Here is a 5,481-nt window from a genome sequence, read left to right as displayed (position 1 = left end):
ATAGACAAATAAAAGAATTTTGGAAATTAGAAGATTTTAAAAGTACAAAATACAACTTTATAGTATTTCATATAGTTATGTTATTGATAGGATATATGTATTTTCAAATATACAAAAACACAGAAGAAGGGCAAAAGTATGCCAAAAAAAGTTTACCAGTAGCTATAAAGAAGTATGTATGTAAAAAAGAAAAGAAAGTAATAATCTACAGGGGTAGGTACTTTGCAATCTTCAACTTCCTAGAATTTATAAAATTGTATAGTTCTTGTAGCGAAGAGATTCAATCACTCCTTGATCCTATTTTAGCTTTAGTATAGCATAGATGAATTTAATTTTTCATATTACGAATTGAAGTTATATAGAAAAAAAATACTCCGGTAAATACCGGAGTATTTTTAGTCTACTATTTTATTTCTACGCTAGCTCCTGCTTCTTCTAATTTAGCTTTTAATTCTTCAGCTTCTTCTTTTGATACTCCTTCTTTTAATGTCTTTGGAGCATTGTCAACTAATTCTTTAGCTTCTTTTAATCCTAATCCAGTTAACTCTCTAACTACTTTGATTACTTTGATTTTTTGGCTTCCAGCGCTTGATAATACTACATCAAATTCAGTTTTTTCTTCTTGAGCTGCTTGAGCTGCTCCACCCATTGGCATAGCTGCCATAGCTACTGGAGCTTGTGCACTTACTCCAAACTCCTCTTCTAATGCTTTTACTAATTCTGATAATTCTAATACAGTTAAATTTTTAACTTCTTCAATTAACTTAGTCACTTTTTCACTTGCCATTTATTATCCCTCCATTATTTTTTCTTTTTTCATTTTAATTCTTAATTTAAGCTTCTTGTTTTTCTTTTATAGCATTTAAAGCATATACTAGCTTTCTAATAGTACCTTGAAGAACATTAGCAAATCCTGTAATAGGACCATTTAAGCCACCAAGTACTTGTGCTATTAATACTTCTCTTGATGGTAAGTTTGCTAATTCTTTAACTCTATTTATATCAATAATCTCTCCATCAACTATACCTGCTTTGATTTCTAATTTATCATGTTCTTTAGCAAACTCACTTGTTACTTTTGCAGCTGAAACTGGATCGTCATAACTAAAAGCCACTGCATTAGGTCCTGTTAAGTAGTTATTGAACTCTTCTAAACCTGCTTCTTTAAATGCAAATCTCATTAGAGTATTTTTATAAACTTTATATTCTACTCCAGCTTCTCTGTATTTCTTTCTTAATTCATTTACTTCCTCAACATTTAGCCCTCTATAGTCAACTAACACAACTGCTTGGGCTCTATCAATCTTATCTTTAATTTCTTGAACTATCTGCTTTTTTTGTTCAATCTTATTACTCATCCAGGTCCACCTCCTTATTGCGGAAACTTAAGCACAATTAAAGCCTCTCCGTAGACACAGAGAGGCTATTGTTTCCTATCACTTAAAAAACAACCTCGGTAGGCAAATTTAAACTCACAAGAGTACCTACTGTCTACGGTTAAAATATTAAATTATCTATTACAATCATAACAATATAATTCTACCAGCAAAATAATATCTTGTCAACTATTTTTAGTCCATTAATTTTTGCGAATTTATTTTTATTCCTGGACCCATTGTACTTGAAACAGTAACGCTTCTTAAGTATCTTCCTTTTGCTGCAGCTGGTTTAGCTTTAATAATAGCTTCCATAATAGTCTTGAAGTTTTCTAATAACTTTTCGCTGCCGAAAGAAACTTTTCCAATTGGAACGTGAACAATAGAAGTTTTATCTACTCTGTATTCAACTTTACCAGCTTTAATATCTTTAACTGCTTTTGCAACGTCAAATGTTACTGTACCTGACTTTGGATTTGGCATAAGTCCTTTTGGTCCTAATATTCTACCAAGTCTACCTACCATACCCATCATGTCAGGAGTCGCAACTACAACATCAAAATCAAACCAGTTCTCATTTTGAATCTTATTAATATATTCTTCAGCTCCTACATAGTCTGCTCCTGCATTTTCAGCTTCCTTAGCCTTTTCACCTTTAGCAAAAACTAAAACTTTTCTTGTTTTACCAGTACCATGTGGTAAAACAACAGCTCCTCTAACTTGTTGATCAGCATGTCTTGGGTCTACTCCCAATTTTACTGATAATTCAACTGTTTCATCAAATTTAGCTTTAGCTGTTTTTTGAACAAGCTCAATCGCTTCTTCTGGATCATATAATTTTTGTTTGTCAATTAATTTTAAGCTCTCTTGATACTTTTTACCTCTTTTTGGCATATTCTCAACCTCCCTTGTGGTATTAACGGTCTAACAAGTACCTCCCACTTGCCGACTATTCTTCAACAACAATTCCCATACTTCTTGCTGTACCAGCAACCATACTCATAGCTGACTCTATATTGTCAGTATTTAAGTCTGGCATCTTAATTTCTGCAATTTCTCTTATCTTATCTTTTGATATCTTAGCAACTTTATTTTTATTTGGTTCTCCGGAGCCCTTCTCTATTCCTAATGCTTTCTTTAATAATACAGCTACCGGAGGAGTCTTTGTTATGAAACTAAATGATCTATCTTGGTAAATTGTAATCACAACTGGAATAATCATACCAGCTTGATCAGCAGTTTTCGCATTAAACTCTTTACAAAATCCCATTATATTAACACCATGTGGTCCTAATGCAGTACCTACTGGTGGTGCTGGAGTCGCTTTACCAGCTGGGATTTGTAGTTTAACTACAGCCATAACTTTCTTCGCCATTGTTGTTACACCTCCTTGTTAAATTGTGGTTATGCGGGCTATTCCCTCCCACATTAACACTAAATATCTATTATAAAGCTATTTAGCTTGATTGACATATCTAATACATGATTATAATGTATCTACCTGTTCAAAATCAAGTTCAACTAAAGTCTCCCTACCAAACATAGATATATATGCTTTTAATTTTCGTCTTTCTAAATTTATGCTATCAACAGTCCCAATAAAATTCTCAAATGGTCCTGCTATTACTTTAATAGTATCACCAACATTAATTCCTATTTGTGGTAAAGGTTCTTGCACACCCATCATCTTAATTTCTTCATCTGTTAATGGAACGGGTTTAGAACCAGGTCCAACGAACCCTGTAACTCCCCTCGTATTTCTAACTAAATACCATGTTTCATCATTCATTACCATTTTTATCATAACATACCCTGGAAACATCTTTCTCTCTTTTACCTTTTTCTTTCCATCTTTAATTTCTATATGCTCCTCGGTAGGTACTCTCACTTCTAATATTACATCCTGCATACCTCTATTTTCTACTAGCTTCTCAATATTTGCTTTTACTTTATTCTCATGACCTGAATAAGTATGAACTACATACCATTTAGCTTTATCAGACTTATCTGTCATAGCTCTCGGGAACCTATTAAAAGGTCCTTCCCTCCTTTATCCTTATTTAACCTAATATAAATTTCAATAGTTGATGTGCTATCGTATCAAGAAGCCAAACTAATAAAGCCATTAATCCACAGCTAACTAAAACAACAGTCGTATAGTTAACAAGCTGTTTTTTATTAGGCCAGCTTACTTTTTTCAATTCAGCTTTAACGCCTTTAAAGAACCCCCCAATTTTTGCGCCTTTACCAGCACTTGTCTGAGCAGCCATCAGCTTCACACCCTTACCTATTTTTTTAACTTATAAAAAACATAAACTAAAAATTAAAGTATCTAATATATAGACTTCCTTCTGATACTACTTAGTTTCTTTATGAATTGTATGAGTTTTGCAGAACTTACAATATTTTTTCATCTCTATTCTGTCAGGATTGTTTTTCTTATTCTTAGTTGTACTGTAATTTCTTTGTTTACATTCTGTACAAGCTAATGTAATGTTTACTCTCACTATCAACACCTCCTAGTCCACAGTAAATATATATATGAATTGAACCATTCCTTCTATTCGGGCACACCTACCCAATATTAAACTATACCACTAATATAAACTATCATAATTTGTAAGTTATGTCAATATCAAAATCTTTTATTTGAATTTGATTGCATCACTTAACATATCCACTGATATTATTTCCTTACACAGCTTTTTATACTCTTTGCTAAAAATTTTACCAAATATTTATATTTTATAATTTTCTTTAAAAAAGACTAGGCCCAAAGGACCTAGCCTTTTATAATTTATAGGAAATTATATCCCTTTTAGAATATAATTTCCGTAATAAATTTCAACAAAATCTTCTTTAATTTAAATTTATTTAAATTGAAGATTTTGTTATTATTCAATAATTTCAGTAACAACACCTGCTCCTACAGTTCTTCCACCTTCACGAATCGCAAATCTTAATCCTTCCTCTAATGCTATTGGTGTGATTAACTCTATTGTAAATCTTGCATTATCTCCTGGCATGCACATCTCTACGCCCTCTTCTAAATTAATTGTTCCTGTTACGTCTGTTGTTCTAAAATAAAATTGTGGTCTGTATCCATTGAAGAATGGTGTATGTCTTCCACCTTCTTCTTTTGTTAATACGTATACTTCTGCTTTGAATTTTGTATGTGGTGTGATTGTTCCTGGCTTAGCTAATACTTGACCTCTCTCTATTTCGTCCCTTTGTACTCCTCTTAATAATGCTCCTATGTTGTCTCCTGCTTGTGCTTCGTCTAACATCTTCCTGAACATCTCTACTCCTGTTACTACTACTGTTCTTGGTTCGTCTGTTAATCCTACTATCTCTACTTGGTCTTGTACTTTTAATGTTCCTCTTTCTACTCTTCCTGTTGCTACTGTTCCACGTCCTGTTATACTAAATACGTCCTCTACTGGCATTAAGAATGGTTTGTCTGTATCTCTTTCTGGTGTTGGTATTGTTTCGTCTACTTTCTCCATTAATTCTACTATCTTATCTCCCCATTCTCCATCTGGATCTTCTAATGCTTTTAATGCTGATCCTACTACTACTGGTGTGTTGTCTCCGTCAAATTCATATTCGTTTAATAATTCTCTTACTTCCATCTCTACTAATTCTATTAATTCTTCGTCATCTACCATGTCTGCTTTGTTTAAAAATACTACTATCTTTGGTACTCCTACCTGTCTTGATAATAATATGTGCTCTCTTGTTTGTGGCATTGGACCGTCTGCTGCTGATACTACTAATATCGCTCCGTCCATTTGTGCTGCTCCTGTTATCATGTTCTTTACGTAGTCTGCGTGTCCTGGACAGTCAACGTGTGCATAGTGTCTATTTGGTGTTTCGTACTCTACGTGTGCTGTTGATATTGTAATTCCTCTCTCTCTTTCTTCTGGTGCTTTGTCTATATTTTCAAATGCTACTGCTTCTCCTGTTCCATATCTCTTATTTAATACTGTTGTTATCGCTGCTGTTAATGTTGTTTTTCCGTGGTCTACGTGTCCTATTGTTCCTATGTTTACGTGTGGCTTTGTTCTCTCAAATTTTGCCTTTGCCATTCCTCTTCCTCCTTTAT

General features: G+C 33.3%; 9 protein-coding genes and 1 other annotated feature. Of the genes, 1 reads left to right on the top strand and 8 read right to left on the bottom strand.

Translation table 11 applies throughout. The features are described from left to right. Positions 1-317, top strand: a 317-nt coding sequence (locus BUB51_RS12080) for a hypothetical protein (RefSeq protein WP_073198033.1), incomplete at its 5' end; no start/stop codon positions are given. 86 nt (positions 318-403) lie between these two features. On the opposite strand, the gene rplL is transcribed toward BUB51_RS12080, so the two are convergent. The 8 genes from rplL to tuf form a co-directional block, all read right to left on the bottom strand. After that, a complete protein-coding gene (gene rplL / locus BUB51_RS12075; protein WP_073198031.1) occupies positions 404-787 on the bottom strand; it encodes a 50S ribosomal protein L7/L12 in 384 nt (127 codons plus the stop codon). 46 nt (positions 788-833) lie between these two features. Beyond that, complete coding sequence (rplJ, locus tag BUB51_RS12070; RefSeq protein WP_035164317.1) at positions 834-1,358, bottom strand: 50S ribosomal protein L10; 525 nt, start codon at positions 1,356-1,358, stop codon at positions 834-836. A 27-nt stretch (positions 1,359-1,385) separates the two neighbouring features. After that, positions 1,386-1,515, bottom strand: a sequence feature (ribosomal protein L10 leader region). Between the two features lie 56 nt (positions 1,516-1,571). Continuing rightward, entirely contained in the window at positions 1,572-2,270 is a 699-nt protein-coding gene (rplA, locus tag BUB51_RS12065) for a 50S ribosomal protein L1 (protein WP_035164319.1), read from the bottom strand. 55 nt (positions 2,271-2,325) lie between these two features. Then, on the bottom strand, positions 2,326-2,751 hold the full coding sequence (gene rplK / locus BUB51_RS12060) for a 50S ribosomal protein L11 (protein ID WP_035164320.1): 426 nt from the start codon (positions 2,749-2,751) through the stop codon (positions 2,326-2,328). A 111-nt stretch (positions 2,752-2,862) separates the two neighbouring features. After that, on the bottom strand, positions 2,863-3,390 hold the full coding sequence (gene nusG / locus BUB51_RS12055) for a transcription termination/antitermination protein NusG (RefSeq protein WP_035164323.1): 528 nt from the start codon (positions 3,388-3,390) through the stop codon (positions 2,863-2,865). 46 nt (positions 3,391-3,436) lie between these two features. Next, complete coding sequence (gene secE / locus BUB51_RS12050; RefSeq protein ID WP_073198030.1) at positions 3,437-3,646, bottom strand: preprotein translocase subunit SecE; 210 nt, start codon at positions 3,644-3,646, stop codon at positions 3,437-3,439. 87 nt (positions 3,647-3,733) lie between these two features. Next, positions 3,734-3,883, bottom strand: coding sequence for a 50S ribosomal protein L33 (gene rpmG, locus BUB51_RS12045; protein WP_035164333.1), 150 nt, complete (start codon positions 3,881-3,883; stop codon positions 3,734-3,736). A 387-nt stretch (positions 3,884-4,270) separates the two neighbouring features. After that, a complete protein-coding gene (gene tuf, locus BUB51_RS12040) occupies positions 4,271-5,464 on the bottom strand; it encodes an elongation factor Tu (RefSeq protein WP_073196251.1) in 1,194 nt (397 codons plus the stop codon). Between the last annotated feature and the right edge of the window lie 17 nt (positions 5,465-5,481).

It is taken from the genome of Caloranaerobacter azorensis DSM 13643, assembly GCF_900129995.1.
GTDB lineage: Bacteria > Bacillota > Clostridia > Tissierellales > Thermohalobacteraceae > Caloranaerobacter > Caloranaerobacter azorensis.
The sequence above is the reverse complement of the archived record's forward strand: the minus strand, read 5'-3'. Positions and strand labels throughout refer to the sequence as shown.

What these genes read in the sequence shown, in the direction of transcription:
- rplL (WP_073198031.1), bottom strand. Translation starts at nt 787, where the DNA reads ATGGCAAGTGAAAAAGTGACTAAGTTAATTGAAGAAGTTAAAAATTTA.
- rplJ (WP_035164317.1), bottom strand. Translation starts at nt 1,358, where the DNA reads ATGAGTAATAAGATTGAACAAAAAAAGCAGATAGTTCAAGAAATTAAA.
- rplA (WP_035164319.1), bottom strand. Translation starts at nt 2,270, where the DNA reads ATGCCAAAAAGAGGTAAAAAGTATCAAGAGAGCTTAAAATTAATTGAC.
- rplK (WP_035164320.1), bottom strand. Translation starts at nt 2,751, where the DNA reads ATGGCGAAGAAAGTTATGGCTGTAGTTAAACTACAAATCCCAGCTGGT.
- nusG (WP_035164323.1), bottom strand. Translation starts at nt 3,390, where the DNA reads ATGACAGATAAGTCTGATAAAGCTAAATGGTATGTAGTTCATACTTAT.
- secE (WP_073198030.1), bottom strand. Translation starts at nt 3,646, where the DNA reads ATGGCTGCTCAGACAAGTGCTGGTAAAGGCGCAAAAATTGGGGGGTTC.
- tuf (WP_073196251.1), bottom strand. Translation starts at nt 5,464, where the DNA reads ATGGCAAAGGCAAAATTTGAGAGAACAAAGCCACACGTAAACATAGGA.